Source organism: Pseudomonas sp. NFPP25 (assembly GCF_900116505.1).
GTDB classification, from domain to species: Bacteria; Pseudomonadota; Gammaproteobacteria; order Pseudomonadales; family Pseudomonadaceae; genus Aquipseudomonas; species Aquipseudomonas protegens.
On record NZ_FPBG01000001.1, the window covers coordinates 431,058 to 444,679 of the forward strand.

10 protein-coding genes are annotated in these 13,622 nt (G+C 65.1%); 5 read left to right on the plus strand and 5 right to left on the minus strand.

All coding sequences use genetic code 11. The annotated features are described in order from the left end of the window. Positions 1-129 precede the first annotated feature (129 nt). From BM382_RS01870 to BM382_RS01890, 5 genes are all read left to right on the plus strand, one after another. Positions 130-828, plus strand: a complete 699-nt coding sequence (locus tag BM382_RS01870; protein ID WP_011061616.1) for an AzlC family ABC transporter permease — start codon at positions 130-132, stop codon at positions 826-828. Next, positions 828-1,139 (plus strand): AzlD domain-containing protein, encoded by a 312-nt coding sequence (locus BM382_RS01875; protein ID WP_011061615.1) that lies wholly within the window; start codon positions 828-830, stop codon positions 1,137-1,139. Before BM382_RS01870 ends, BM382_RS01875 begins: the two co-directional genes overlap by 1 nt. A gap of 67 nt (positions 1,140-1,206) precedes the next feature. Then, positions 1,207-2,196, plus strand: coding sequence for an SMI1/KNR4 family protein (locus tag BM382_RS01880; protein WP_072441628.1), 990 nt, complete (start codon positions 1,207-1,209; stop codon positions 2,194-2,196). Continuing rightward, the gene (gene nudK / locus BM382_RS01885; protein ID WP_072441631.1) at positions 2,193-3,146 is read left to right on the plus strand and encodes a GDP-mannose pyrophosphatase NudK; all 954 of its coding nucleotides are present in this window, start codon (positions 2,193-2,195) and stop codon (positions 3,144-3,146) included. The genes BM382_RS01880 and nudK overlap by 4 nt, the downstream gene beginning before the upstream one ends. 192 nt (positions 3,147-3,338) lie before the next feature. Beyond that, positions 3,339-5,906, plus strand: coding sequence for a bifunctional diguanylate cyclase/phosphodiesterase (locus tag BM382_RS01890; protein ID WP_015635843.1), 2,568 nt, complete (start codon positions 3,339-3,341; stop codon positions 5,904-5,906). A 9-nt stretch (positions 5,907-5,915) separates the two neighbouring features. Here BM382_RS01890 and BM382_RS01895 read toward each other — a convergent pair whose 3' ends face one another. From BM382_RS01895 to BM382_RS01915, 5 genes are read right to left on the minus strand one after another with little or no spacing between them, the layout of a single operon-like run. Beyond that, complete coding sequence (locus tag BM382_RS01895) at positions 5,916-7,328, minus strand: DUF2252 domain-containing protein (protein WP_011061611.1); 1,413 nt, start codon at positions 7,326-7,328, stop codon at positions 5,916-5,918. Between the two features lie 44 nt (positions 7,329-7,372). After that, positions 7,373-8,791, minus strand: a complete 1,419-nt coding sequence (locus tag BM382_RS01900; RefSeq protein WP_011061610.1) for an ATP-binding protein — start codon at positions 8,789-8,791, stop codon at positions 7,373-7,375. Further along, the gene (locus BM382_RS01905; RefSeq protein WP_072441634.1) at positions 8,791-10,596 is read right to left on the minus strand and encodes a DAHL domain-containing protein; all 1,806 of its coding nucleotides are present in this window, start codon (positions 10,594-10,596) and stop codon (positions 8,791-8,793) included. Before BM382_RS01905 ends, BM382_RS01900 begins: the two co-directional genes overlap by 1 nt. Then, on the minus strand, positions 10,593-11,588 hold the full coding sequence (locus BM382_RS01910) for a cytochrome-c peroxidase (RefSeq protein WP_011061608.1): 996 nt from the start codon (positions 11,586-11,588) through the stop codon (positions 10,593-10,595). The genes BM382_RS01905 and BM382_RS01910 overlap by 4 nt, the downstream gene beginning before the upstream one ends. Further along, entirely contained in the window at positions 11,578-13,503 is a 1,926-nt protein-coding gene (locus BM382_RS01915; RefSeq protein ID WP_011061607.1) for a GGDEF/EAL domain-containing response regulator, read from the minus strand. The genes BM382_RS01910 and BM382_RS01915 overlap by 11 nt, the downstream gene beginning before the upstream one ends. Between the last annotated feature and the right edge of the window lie 119 nt (positions 13,504-13,622).

A 13,622-nucleotide genomic window follows, 5' to 3' on the forward strand; every position in this document is an offset into this window, starting at 1 on the left:
GTCTTGGAGACGCCTTCGCTGGCAAGCCAGCTCCTACGAGGGCGGGGCGGGGCAATTGCGCAAGATCGTTCAAGCCAGGGGCGCCGGCAGATGGCACAGTCAGCGTCCGTTACTTGTGTGCAGGGTTTTATGTCCAGCGTTCTCCTACCCCGTGCCGCGTTCATCCGTGGCGCCATCGCCATCATGCCGCTGTCCCTGGCCACCGCGCCCTGGGGGCTGCTGGCCGGTTCCATGGCCATCGAGGCCAATCTCACGCCGCTGCAGGGCCAGGGCCTGTCGAGCATCGTTTTCGCCGGTGCCGCGCAATTGGTGGCCATCGGCATGCTCAAGGGCGGGGCGGGGATCTTCTCGATCCTGCTCACCACCTTGCTGCTCACGTCCCAGCATTTGCTCTACGGCATGAGCATGCGCTCGGTGATTTCACCCTTGCCGGGCCGCTGGCGGGTGGGCCTGGGCTTTCTGCTCACCGACGAGCTGTTCGCCTTGACCAGCGCCCACGACAAGCAGCAGTTCGACCGCTGGTACGCCCTGGGCGTCGGGCTGACTTTCTATGTGGCCTGGAACCTCTTCACCCTGCTGGGCATCGTGCTGGGCAAGAGCATTCCCGGCCTTGAGCACCTGGGCCTGGACTTCTCCATCGCCGCCACCTTCATCGCCCTGATTACGCCACTGGTGCGCAATGTGCCCACCGTGGTCTGCGTTGCCGTATCGCTGTTCTGCTCGGTGCTGTTCAGCTACTGGCACTGGGGATCGGCGCTGGTGCTGTCGGGGCTGGCGGGCATGACCGCAGGTTTTGTCTGCAACAAACTCTATCGGGGGCAAGCATGATGGTCTGGGCAGTCATCTTCGGCATGGGCCTGTTGGTCTTTCTCAATCGCTACGTGTTTCTTGAACCGCGCCTGCCGTTGCGCCTGAGCAGCAATGCCCGGCAGTTCCTCGGCTTTGCGGTGCCGGGCATGCTCACGGCGATCTGCGGCCCCATCGTGTTCATGCCCGACCACGAGCTGAACCTGCACTGGAGCAACCCCTACCTGCTCAGCTCCCTGGTGGCCATTGCGCTGGTGATCTACACCCGCAACACCCTGCTCAGCATGCTGTTGAGCATGGGGTTCTTTTTCCTCCTGCGCTGGTGGTTCTGAGGGCCGTTTGCGGTAGCCTGTGCAGCTTTCGGCACCGGCCGACCTTCAACCGCAACGGATGCATCGGATGAGCGACTTTCCCCACGATATCGACCTGGACGCGTTCTGGGACCGGACCACCAGCAGCAAGATCAACCAGCCCCCCGCCAGCCCTTCCGTCATAGCCCAGTTGCAGGCGCAACTGGGCTATCGCCTGCCGCTGTCCTACGTGGCCTTCATGAACCGCTACAACGGCGGGCGCCCGCACCTCAGCTGTTTCCCCACCGAGCAGGGCACCTCCTGGGCCGAGGACCACTGCGCGATCGACAGCTTTCTGAGCATCGGCTGCGATGGCGACTATTCCCTGGGCGGTGGCCTGGGCAGCCGTTTCATGATCGAGGAGTGGGGCTACCCGGACCTGGGGGTGTACATCTGCGATTGCCCCTCCGCCGGCCATGACATGGTTGCCCTGGACTACAGCGAGTGCGGGCCCGAGGGCGAGCCGCGGGTGGTGCATGTGGACCAGGAGGCCGACTACGCGGTGACAGTGCTGGCAGCGGATTTCGAGGCCTTTGTCCGCGGGCTGGTGTCGCCCGATGTCTACGACACCTCGGAACAGGATTACCTGGATGACCTGGACAAGGTCGCCCACGCGCCGTTCTCGCCCCTGCTGGAGGAACTGCTCGGCCATTTCAGCGCAGTCCCCGACCTGGGGCCGCTGATCCGCCAGATCGCCTTGCGCATCGTCCATGAGAAGCGCTACTTCGCCCTGCATGCCGATCCACTGTCGCAACTGCTCTATGACCTGCAGTTCTGGCTGTACCAGAATCGCTACCCGGTCCCCGACAAAGAGGCGTACCTGCAGGTCTATCAGGACATGATCGCCTTCGCCAGGGGCTTCGGCACCGGCGGCTACGCCCCGGATTTCATCCGCGACTGGTTCCGTAACCGCCTGGCAGGCGGCCAGCTGCGGCAGGCGGCGGGCGGGTTCGCCTTGGCCCCGGCCTACCAGGCGCAATTGCTGGAACAACTGGCCGGGTTTCGCCCCGCACCCCTTCACGCCCAGGAGCAGCCATGAGCGAGGAAACCATCCGCATCACCGCCGAACAGACCCTCTCCGACAACTGGTACGTGCTGAAGAAGTACAGCTTCGAGCTGCGCCGCCGCGACGGCAGCTGGCAGGCCCAGGACCGCGAGGTCTACGACCGGGGCAATGGCGCAACCATCCTGCTGTACAACCTGCAACGGCGCACGGTGCTGCTGACCCGGCAGTTCCGCATGCCGGCCTTCGTCAACGGCCACAGCGGCTACCTGATCGAGACCGCTGCCGGGCTCCTGGACAACGCCAGCCCCGAGGTGCGCATCCGCAAGGAAGCCCAGGAGGAAACCGGCTACCGGGTCGGCGAGGTGCAGAAGGTCTTCGATGCCTTCATGAGCCCGGGTTCGGTGACCGAGCGGGTGCATTTCTTCATTGGCCATTACCAGGCCGAAGACCGGATCGACGCAGGCGGCGGGCTGGAGCACGAAGGCGAGGACATCGAGGTCCTGGAACTGGATATCGACCAGGCCCTGGGCATGATCAAGAGCGGGGAGATCGCCGACGGCAAGACCATCATGCTCCTGCAATACCTGCAACTGCATGTGCTCAAGCCCCGCAGCCTGATGGTGCTGGTGGCCGGCCCTTATCGCTCTGGTACCGACGATGACCCGGCGCTGCTGGCGCGCAATGTCGAGGCCATGGAGCACTGCGCGGCGCAGGTCCTGGCGGCGGGGCACTTTCCGGTACTGGGGGAATGGGTGGCGTTGCCCATGACCCGGCTGGCGGGTTCCCGGGCGGTGGGCGACGAGATCTACAACCAGCGCTTTCATGCCTACGCCGAGCGCCTGCTGGAACGCTGCGATGCGGTGCTGCGCATCGGCGGGCCGTCGGCGGGCTGCGATGCCATGGTCGAGATCGGCCAGCGCCTGGGCCTGGCCCTCTATCACCGGGTGGAGCAACTGCCGGTGGTGCCCGGCGGCACTGGCTGACGCGCCGCTCCAGGATGCCCCGGCGCCGGCAATCGGCGCCGGGGGAATACCCGCACAGGCCCCGCCAGGGGCTTTTCTTCAGGCCCTGCGGGGAAAAACTGTCTATCGTCAATAGGCAAGCGGGAGCTTCGTCGAAGGCCGCGTGAGGCAGGGTCGCACCGGTCGGTTTGTCGTTATGGCGCCTGGAGCACTATGGAAAACTTCGGTCTTGATCCGTCTCAAGGGCGCAGCACCTCCAATCAGGCGCTGACCCGCGCCACCTTGCTGGGTTGCTCGGGGCTGCTGCTGGCGCTGTTTCTCTTCACCGGTGTGTTGCTGGTATACATCGCCCTCGACCAGAACCTCGAGGCCGAGCAGCACAACCGCCTGGACATCGACAAGGCCCTGCAATCCTTTGCCGGCAATGCCCGCACCACCCTCAAGGACTACGCCCTCTGGGGCGATGCCTACCAGCACCTGCACCTTAAGGTCGACCTGGACTGGGCCTTCAACCGGCAGAATTTCGGCCCCACGCTGTACCGCGACCTGGGCTTTGACGGGGTGTTCGTGATCAACCCGGCCGGCCACACCGTGTACTCCCTGGTGGCCGGCGACCTCAGCGAGATGGATGCCCGCGACTGGCTGGGCGAGGCGTTGCCGCCCCTGGTCAGCGCAGCGCGCGAGGCCGGCGGCAAGGTGGTGGACCGTTACCAGTCGATTGCCGGCACGCCGGCGCTGGTGCTCGCCGCTGTCATAGGCCCGGGCAACGACCCGCAAGTGCGCCCTGATGCCGGGCCGCAGTCGGTGCTGATCTTCGTCGCCCGTTTCGACCCGGCGCGGTTACTGGCCCTGGGCCAAGGCCTGGACATCGAGCATCTGCAGGTGGCCCGTGCCGCCACGGACCAGAGCTTGCCGACCCTGGACTTGCCCGACGGCGCCGGAACCCTGCAATGGCGGCCGGCGCGCCCCGGGCACCAGTTGCTGGTGCTGGTGATGCCGCTGTTGCTGCTGGCCGGCCTGCTGGTGGGCCTGATGGCGGCGTTCCTGTTGCGCCGCGCCGATGCTGCAGCGCAGGTCATGGACCGGCAGGTCCAGGCGCTGCGCGCCAACCGCTGGGCCCTGGCCGCGAGCGAGGAGCGCTTTCGCGATGTGGCTGAAGCTGCGTCCGACTGGATCTGGGAAGTCGACGGGCAGCTGTGCTTTACCTACCTGTCCGAACGTTTCGAGGCGGTTACCGGGTTGACCCGGGAGTCGACCCTGGGGCGGCCGATGACCGAGCTGCTGAGCTGCGAACAGGGTTCGCTGGGCCAGTGGCTGGCGGCCCCGGAGCGGCGTTCCCAGGCGATCCAGCAGTGCCTGTACCGGGATGGCCAGGGGCAGTCGCGAGTCTGTCGCCTGTCGGTGCGGGCCATGGCCGCCGGGGGCTTTCGCGGCACCGCCAGTGATATCACCGAGGAGGTCGCGGCTCGAAGGCGGGTCGAGTACCTGTCCCAACACGATGCCTTGACCGGCCTTGCCAACCGCACCCGCATGCAGGAGTTTCTCGAAGGCCGGCTGCAGGCCCCGCCGACCCTGCAGGAACCCCTGCTGATGCTCAGCGTCGACCTGGACCGTTTCAAACCGGTGAACGACCTGCTGGGGCACGCCGCTGGCGACCAGGTGCTGCACGAGGTGTCCCAGCGCCTGGCCCAATGCCTGCGCAGCGAGGACCTGGTGGCCCGGGTCGGCGGCGACGAGTTTGTCCTGGTGGTCACCGGCCAGGTGGCTGGCCACGAGATCGAAGGCTTGTGCCGGCGGCTGATCGAGCGGATCGAGGAACCGTTCTATATCGCCGGGCACGAGGTCTTCATCAGCGCCAGCATCGGCATTGCCCGGGCCCCGGGCGACGCCTCCCAGGCCGAAGAACTGCTGCGCTTTGCCGACATCGCCCTGTACGAGGCGAAAGCGGCGGGGCGCAGCACCTGGCGTTTCTATGCGCCCTACATGAATGTGCGGATCATCGAACGGCGGCGCCTGGAGCGTGACCTGCGCCATGCCATCGAGCAGGACCAGCTGCTCCTGCATTTCCAGCCGCGCTACCGCGTGCTCGATGGCCAGTTGATGGGCGCCGAGGCCCTGGTGCGCTGGCAGCACCCCCAGCATGGCTTGCTGGGGCCGGACGTGTTCGTGCCGATTGCCGAGGACACCGGGTTGATCCTGCCGCTGAGCAACTGGGTACTGCACGCAGCCTGTCGTGCGGCGCGAGCCTGGCCGGAAGGCCGACTGCTGGCGGTCAAGCTGTCGCCGGCGGAATTCCTACGCGGCCAGCTGGTGGCGCGGATCGCGGCGGTGCTCAAGCAGAGCGGCCTGGAGCCGTCACGCCTGGAGCTGGAAATGACCGACAAGGTGCTGCTGGACGACAGCCGCCACGTGCTCACCATCATGCAGGGGCTCAAGGCGCTGGGGGTGCAGTTGCTGATCGACGATTTCGGCACCGGCTACTCGGCGCTGCAGTACCTGCAGACCTTCCCCCTGGATGGCCTGAAGATCGACAGCAGCTTCATCGCCCGGCTCAACCACAACGATGCCGGGCGCTCCATTGTCGAGGCGATTGTCGACCTGGGGCATGCATTGTCCTTGCGGGTGGTCGCCGAGGGGGTGCAGGCCGCAGAGCAGTTCGGGGTCTTGCGCGACATTCAGTGCGATGAGGTGCAGGGCCCGCACCTGAGCCCGCCGCTGGACCAGGAGGCCCTGCTGAAGCTCTATGGCGAAGCCGCCCGGGCCTCGCGCCCGATCACCTGAGCCTGTGTTTCAGGGCAGGTGGTCGGCGGCGAAGTCGGCCTCCGAGCGCGCTTGCAGGCGGCCTTTGCGGCAGGCCTGCTGGAAGCGCTCGAAATCCCGTTCGTTCTGCGTGGCATAGGCCTGGGCGTAGTGCCACAGGGCTTCGGCCAGGGTTTCGCTCTTACCGATGTAGCCGCTGATCCGCGCGGCCTGGCCCGAAGCCTTGGCGTGGGCCCGGGCCAAGGCCCGGCCGCAGATCCTGGCATAGGCGGCGAAGGTGTCCTCGTCGAAGGTCTCAAGTTCCGCCGAGACCTTCATGTCGCGCAGTTGGCGCACATAGAAATGACGGCCGTTGGGGCCGGTGGTCCAGCCCAGGAAGAGATCGCTGGCGGACTGCATCAGGCGCTGGCCTTCCACCACCCGCTGGCCGTTGTGCCTTGGCTTTGAGCGTTCGCGCACATAGTCGGCGAGCACCGAGCGCCGGGCTTCCTTGAATTGCAGGAACAGTGGCCGCTGCTGGGCGTCGGTGAGCAGCGCCACCAGGCAGCGGGTGCCGACGCTGCCAACCCCCACCACCTTGAAGGCCAGGTCGCTGGGCTGGAACCGTGCCAGCAGGTCGCGGCGGTCGGCCTGCAGGGTGCCGCGGTAGTCGCGCATGAAGGTGTCGTACAGCGGCCGCCAGTCTTCCAGGCGCATCCAGTCATCGTCGGGGTCCAGCAGGCTGGTGGTGTTGTGCAGGTGGAAGATTTCCGGCAGGTCGTCGCGAATCAGCAGGCGGCCCCGGGCGTCGCGTTCGCTGATCTTGGGCAGGAGCTCGGCATGGGTGCGCCGGGCGGCCTTGTCGATGGCCCGTTGCACATGCTCCAGGGTGTCGCTGTTGGAGCGCGCCTGGTGCAGCAGGTCTTCGTAGGTCAGGGCGTCGTACCAGATCTCCAGGGCGCTTTGCCCGGCGCAGGTGGCCATGCTGCGCTGATAGGCGCCCACCAGTTCGCGGCACAGGGCCTCTTCGACCCCCGGGCCGTGGCGCAGGTGCCGGGCGGCAATCAGGAAACTCGCCACCAGGCGCTTGAGGTCCCACTCCCAGGGGCCGGGATGGACCTCGTCGAAGTCGTTGACGCTGAACAGCAGGTTGCGCTCGGGGGTGGCAAAGCCGCCGAAGTTCATCAGGTGGCAGTCGCCACAGATGGTCGAGCGCAGGCCCATGTCCGGGGTGCTGGCCAGGTCGTGGGCCTGGAGCAGGGCGTTGCCACGGTAGAAGGTGAAGGGCGACACCAGCATGCGCCCGTAGCGCAGTGCCACCAGGGACTGGACCCGGCCCTGGCTGGAGGCCTCGATCAACGGCAAGGGGTCGCGCTTGATCTGCCCGGGATCGGAATGGGAGCTGCGGGGGCAGTCCTTGCGGGCTTGCTTGCCGAGCTTGATCGAATCGTCGGGGCGGTTCATGGACAGCTCCTGTGCCAGGCCTTAGCGGTAGGGGGGCGGTGTGGCTAGGGTTGTGCGGGCAACTCCTGACGCGCCTGCCGGATCGGCAGTTCCACGCGAAAGGTGCTGCCGACGCCCGGCTGGCTCTGCACGCTGATCTGCCCGCCGTGCTTCTTGACGATGCCGTAGGACAGCGACAGGCCCAGGCCGGTCCCCTGGCCCACCGGCTTGGTGGTGAAGAAGGGGTCGAAGATCTTGGCCAGGTGCTCCTGGTCGATGCCGCAGCCGCTGTCGCTGACCTCCAGCCAGACCCGCTCGCCGTCCACGCCGTTGCGCAGGGTAATGGTGCCGCGCTCGGGGCCTATGGCCTGCGCCGCGTTGACCACCAGGTTCATCACCACTTGATTGAGTTGGGAGGGCAGGCATTCGATTTCCGGCAACGGCTGGTAGTCGGTGACCAGGTCGGCCTTGTACTTGAGTTCGTTGGCAACGATGTTCAGGGTCGAGTCGATGCCCTGTTGCAGGCTCGCCAGCTGCCATTGCTGGTCGCTGTCGACCCGGGAGAAGTTCTTCAGGTCCTTGACGATCTGCGCCACCCGGCCGATGCCTTCCTTGGACTCCCTGATCAGTACCGGAATGTCCTGCTGGAGGAAGTCCAGGTCGATGCTCTCGCGCAGGCTCTGCAGGTGCTTGCGCAGTTCCGGCGCGGCGATGGCTTCTTCGGCCTGGCGATAGGCGCTGAGCATCTGGTCGAGCTGCTGCAGGTAGCCTGCCAGGCTGCCGAGGTTGGAGGACACGAAACCGATGGGGTTGTTGATTTCGTGGGCGACCCCGGCGGCCAGTTGCCCGAGGGAGGCCAGTTTTTCCGATTGCACCAGCTGGTTTTCCAACTGCTTGCGTTCGTCGATCTCCAGTTGCAGCGCCGCCCCGGCCTGCCTCAGGTCTTCGGTGCGCTGCTGCACCAGGTGCTCCAGGTGATGCATTTGCAAAAGCGCGCGGGCGGTCATTTCCCACTTGCTGGTCAGGGTGTTGGCCATCTGCTGGACTTCGATGTTGTCAAAGGGCTTCTTCAGGATCAGCAGGCGGTGATGACCCTGCAGGCGCTCCAGCAGCTCTTCCCAGGAATAGTCGGAGTAGGCGGTGCACACCACCACCTGTAGCCGCGGGTCCTGTTGCCAGAGGCGCTCGATGGTCTGCGCGCCGTCCCAGCCCTGGGGCATGCGCATGTCGACAAACGCCAGGGCATAGGGACGCTGCCGCTCCTGGGCCTGGCAGACCATGGCCAGGCCTTCCTCGCCGCCGTAGGCCGAATCCAGTTCGAAAGGCTGTTGCCGGGGCTTGGCCGTGGCGCCGAACAGCTGTGCCTCCAGGTCATCCAGACCGTTGTCGTCTGCCTCGGGCGGGGTGAGGATCTTGCGAAAGTCCTCGTGGATCGACGGGGTATCGTCGATCAGCAGGATCCGGCGATTGTTCAACTGGTCCATCATGGGTCCTCTGCGCTGATCAGCGGGATGTCCAGAGTGAAGGTGGCGCCCAGGCCGGGGCCATCACTGTGCACATTCAATTGTCCACCCATCTCCATGGCCGCCAGGGCGCAGCTATGCAAGCCGAAGCCGTGGCCGTCCTTGCGGGTGGTGAAGCCGTGGGAAAAAATCCGCGTCAGGTTCTCCGCGGGGATGCCTTCGCCTTCATCCTTGACGCTGATGCTCAGGGTCTGGCCGTCCAGCACTCTGGCGCTTAGGGTCAGGGTCCGTGAATGATCATCGAGGTTGGACATGGCGTACTTGGCGTTGCTGATCAGGTTGATCAGGATCAGCAGCATGCGGTGCTTGTCGCCCATCACCGGAGGCAACGGGCCATAGTCCTTGACCACCGTGACCTGATGCCGGGCCAGGGCGCCGGAGTTCATGCGCAGGGCGTCTTCGATCAGCTCGGCGACCCGCAGGGGTTCTATCAGCCGAGAGGCTCCGGCATAGGATTGCTGGGTGGCGACGATTTCCTTGATGTGGTCGACGCTGCGGGCCAACTGAGCCAGTTCTTCGCCCATGCCCTGCTGCTCGGTGGCTATGGCTTCGACCAATTGATTGAGGTAGCCGGGGAGCAGCTTGCCTTTGTCGTCTTCGGTGAAAAAACGCCCCAGGTCATCCTGGTGCTGGTTGATCAACTGCATGGCCTTGCCCAGCCCTTGTGCCTTGCTGGAGCGCAGGGTTCGGCTGAGCACTTCGCTGCAGATATTCACGCTGTTGAGTACGTTGCCGACGTTGTGCAGGACGTTGGTCGCAATTTCCGCCATGCCAGCCTGGCGGGCGCTGTCCATGAGTTCGCTCTGGGCTTCCTTGAGCTCCCGGGTGCGTTCCTCGACCCGGTGTTCCAGGTGCTCGTTGGCGCTCTGCAGGGCTGTGTTCACCCGGCGGATGACCGCGTAGCTGCGTACCAGCCTGACGGCCAGGTAGAGAATCAGTATCACCAGCAAGGCGGCAAAGAGCAGCAGGTACTGGTGGGCCTTCTGGTCCTGCAGGTCGGCCTGCGACTGATCGGCGTTGAGCAGATGGGTGATGTCGTCCAGGCGCTGGGCGATGGGGATCGAGGTGATGCGCTCCAGCAGGTCGTTGACCACCGGCTGCTCCCGCAGAATCACCGAGACGTGGTTGCTGAGGATCTCCACCGGCTCATGCATGGGTTCGGGCAGGCGCTCCTTGTTGACCGCCAGTTTGTTCAGCCCCACCAGGATGTCTGCGGCCCGGTCGTCGCTGGAAACCTGGGCGAACTCCAGGCTGCTGAGCAGCAGGTCATAGGTATCGATGGCAATGGTCTGCTCTGACAGCCGCGCCTGGTCGTCAAGGCCGGCCAGGCGGCGCTGGATGTCGTCTTCGGCAGTGGGCAGGAAGGCCAGGGAGTTGCGCAGCACCGCGTTGTGGGTCTTGAAACGCTCCACCAGGCCGGCCTTTTCCTGGAAGGCCTCGATGAACGCCTGGTGGCCGGCCGTCCAGGCGGCCGGGTCATTGTGGTTCTGTTGTGAAAGCTGATCGAAGCGGTTCCACAGCTGGTTGATCTCTTGCACCGGCATGACCAGTGGATCGTAGTCGTGGGTGATGGCGATCCGAGCCTTGAGCACCTCGGTTTCCCATTGGGCATTCAACTGCTTGATATGGCTGATCAGGTCCCGCGCCAGTACGTAGTTCGAGGGCTGGCCGATCACCGTCTTGAAGTAGAGAAAGGCCAGCCCCAGCACCAGGCTCAGGGTCAGTAGCGACAGCAGCATGATCGGCACGCGTCGGGACAGCTTCATAAGGGCTTGCCCTGCCATTCGCCGGTCAGGGTCTTGAGAAACTTGACGATCAGGCTGATGTCCTGGGTATTGGGCGGGCGCCCCAGTTGATACTTGAACATGACTTCCACAGCCTGCTCCAGGGTCGGCGCCGAACCGTCATGGAAGTAGGGCGCAGTCACTGCGACATTGCGCAGGCTGGGCACCTTGAACACGTTGCGGTCCTGTTCGTCGCCGGTGACCAGGAAGCGCCCCAGGTCGGCGTCGGTGGGGTTGCCCCGGGCAGCGAAGTAGTCGCCCATCACGCCGAACTTCTGAAACATGTTGCCGCCGATATTGACCCCCTGGTGGCAGGCGATGCAGCCGTAATCCTTGAAGCGCTGGTAACCGTATTTTTCTTCCAGGCTGAGGATGTCGGTATTGCCTTGCAGGTACTGGTCGAACCGCGAGTTGGCGCTGAGCAAGGTCTTTTCATAGGTGGCCAGGGCATTTTGCACGTTGGCTGCGGTGATGCCGTCCGGGTACAGGGCACCGAAGGACTTCTGGTAGGCGCTGTCATCGCTCAAGGTGCGGATCAGCGCCGGCCAGGTGTTGCCCATCTCGCTGGGGCTTTGCACGACGCTGTCGATCTGCGCTTCCAGGGATTCGACGCGCCCGTCCCAGAACTGCCGGAAATTCAGCGCGGCATTGAACACGCTGGGGGTGTTGACCCGGGTAGGCTGCCCCTTGAAACCCGGCGATTTTGCCTGGGAGTCGGCCCCGCCCTGGTCCAGCCGGTGGCAGCTGGCACAGGACAGGCTGTGGTCCTGGGACAGGCGCGGTTCGTTGAACAGCTGGCGCCCGAGCTCGACCCGCTGGGGGTCGAGTGCCGGCGGTGCGGGCAACGGCTTGAGCGGTTCGTCCAGGGGCGCGGCAAAAGCGCTCGGGCTGGTGGCGCCCAGCCCTGCCCAGAGCAGCAGGAGCAGTACCCGTGCGCGGCGGCGCGGCGGCTGGCGCGGTTGGTCAGTGGTCATGGTCCGTCACCTGGAACTGCGGCCTGTGCTTGCCCAGCAGGCGAGCGAAGTCTTCGGCGGGCAGGGCCTTGCTGAAGTAGTAGCCCTGGGCTTCCTCGCAGCCTTGCTGCTGGAGAAAGGTCAGTTGCTGGTGCGTCTCCACCCCTTCGGCGATGACCTTCAGGTTCAGGCTGCGCCCCAGGTTGATGATGGCGCTGACCAGTACGGCGTCCTTGTGTTCGTGGCTCAGGCCGTGGATGAAGGATTGGTCGATCTTGAGCACATCCACGGGAAACTTGCGCAGGTAGCTCAGGCTCGAATAGCCGGTACCGAAATCATCGACGGCCAGGCGCACGCCCAGGGCCTTGATCGCCAGCAGGGTAGCCAGCGTGACCTCGACGTTCTGCAGCAGTACGCCTTCGGTGATTTCCAGTTCCAGCCAGGCTGGGTCCAGGGCGTTGTCGCTGAGCGCGTCGCGCAGTTGCTGGAGCAGTTGCGGCTGCCTGAAGTCAGCCGCCGACAGGTTGATGGACAACGGCACAGGGGGCAGGCCGGCGTTCTGCCAGGCCCGGCACTGGCGAGTGGCTTCCCCCAGGACCCATTGGCTGATGCGGGTGATCAAGCCGCTGTCTTCGGCCACTGGAATGAACAGCTCGGGGCTGATCCAGCCCTGTTGCGGGCGTTGCCAGCGAATCAGCGCTTCAGCGCCTACCACATTGCCCGAGGCCAGGTGGATTTTCGGCTGGTAATGCAGGTGGAACTCCCGGCGTTCCAGGGCCTGGAGAATCCCCGACTCCAGGTATTGCTGCTCCCGGGCCCGGTGCGTCATGTCATCGGTGAAGAAACAGTAGCTGCCCGGTGCCTGCTCCTTGCTGGTGCGCATGGCCATCTCGGCTTTCTTGATCAGCGCCAGGGCATCCTGGCCATCCTCGGGGTACAGGCTGATGCCCAGGCTGGCCGTCACCTGCAGGTCGTGCCCGGCGATGTCATCGAACTGGCTCACGGTGGCCAGCAGCTTTTGCGCAAGCGCGCGTATCTGCGCCGGATGCTGCTGGTCATGGAGCACCACCACGAACTCGTCGGAGCCGTAGCGAAACAGCGAGTCCGACTCGCGCATGCCTTGTTCCAGGCGCCGGGCGATTCTCTTGAGCAACTCGTCCCCGGCCGGGTATCCCAGGGCATGGTTGATCCGCTTGAACCGGTCCAGGCCGAGGAACATCACCGCCAGCCGCTGCTCATAACGGCGGGCCCGTGCCATGGCCTGGCCCAGGCGGTCCCCCAGCAAGGTGCTGGAGGGCAGGCCGGTGAGCACGTCGTAGTGCAGCAGGTGGGAGACCTTGAGCAGTTCGGCCACCCGTCTTTCGATGGTCTGTTGCAGGTCGTCGAGTTTCTGTCGGGCGTCCTGTGCCATCTGCCACTTCCAGGTCAGCGCGCTGGCCATCTGGCGGATTTCCAGGCTGTCGAAGGGCTTTTTCAGGATCAGCAACTGGTCGCCGAATGCCAGGCGTTGCGCCATGGCTTCCCAGGAATAGTCGGAATAGGCGGTGCACAGGGCGATCTGCAGGTCCGGGTCGGCGTTCCACAGGCGCTCGATGGTTTCCAGGCCATCCCAGCCGGGGGGCATGCGCATGTCGATGAACGCCATGGCATAGGGCAGGCCCAGGGCCAGGGACGCTTCGACCCGGGCCAGGGCCTCTTGGCCCTGGAACGCCGAGTCGAGGCAGAAGGGCGCTTGCTGCGCTGGCATCGTGGCGTGGCCGAACAACTGTTGCTCGGCCAGGCTCAGGTCCGGGGCCTGGCGCGGGGCCAGGATCTTGCGGAAATCCTCATGGATTGCCGGGCTGTCATCGACAATCAGGATCCGTCGGTTGGCCCGCCCTGGGGGCTGGTCCGAGGCTTCTTGTGCCTTTGTCTGTGCGTCACTGCCAGCGTCCATAGACCTTCCCTAGTACCCTGAGCCCGCCTTGCAACGTTGTCAGCATAGTCATTGCGCAGTGCCGCGGCTGACGAATTTATTTCGCGGGGGGCAATGGCGTGAAAATAAAAAACTCATCT

Coding starts and splice junctions, on each gene's coding strand:
- BM382_RS01870 (WP_011061616.1), top strand. CDS start 130: ATGTCCAGCGTTCTCCTACCCCGTGCCGCGTTCATCCGTGGCGCCATC.
- BM382_RS01875 (WP_011061615.1), top strand. CDS start 828: ATGGTCTGGGCAGTCATCTTCGGCATGGGCCTGTTGGTCTTTCTCAAT.
- BM382_RS01880 (WP_072441628.1), top strand. CDS start 1,207: ATGAGCGACTTTCCCCACGATATCGACCTGGACGCGTTCTGGGACCGG.
- nudK (WP_072441631.1), top strand. CDS start 2,193: ATGAGCGAGGAAACCATCCGCATCACCGCCGAACAGACCCTCTCCGAC.
- BM382_RS01890 (WP_015635843.1), top strand. CDS start 3,339: ATGGAAAACTTCGGTCTTGATCCGTCTCAAGGGCGCAGCACCTCCAAT.
- BM382_RS01895 (WP_011061611.1), bottom strand. CDS start 7,328: ATGAACCGCCCCGACGATTCGATCAAGCTCGGCAAGCAAGCCCGCAAG.
- BM382_RS01900 (WP_011061610.1), bottom strand. CDS start 8,791: ATGGACCAGTTGAACAATCGCCGGATCCTGCTGATCGACGATACCCCG.
- BM382_RS01905 (WP_072441634.1), bottom strand. CDS start 10,596: ATGAAGCTGTCCCGACGCGTGCCGATCATGCTGCTGTCGCTACTGACC.
- BM382_RS01910 (WP_011061608.1), bottom strand. CDS start 11,588: ATGACCACTGACCAACCGCGCCAGCCGCCGCGCCGCCGCGCACGGGTA.
- BM382_RS01915 (WP_011061607.1), bottom strand. CDS start 13,503: ATGGACGCTGGCAGTGACGCACAGACAAAGGCACAAGAAGCCTCGGAC.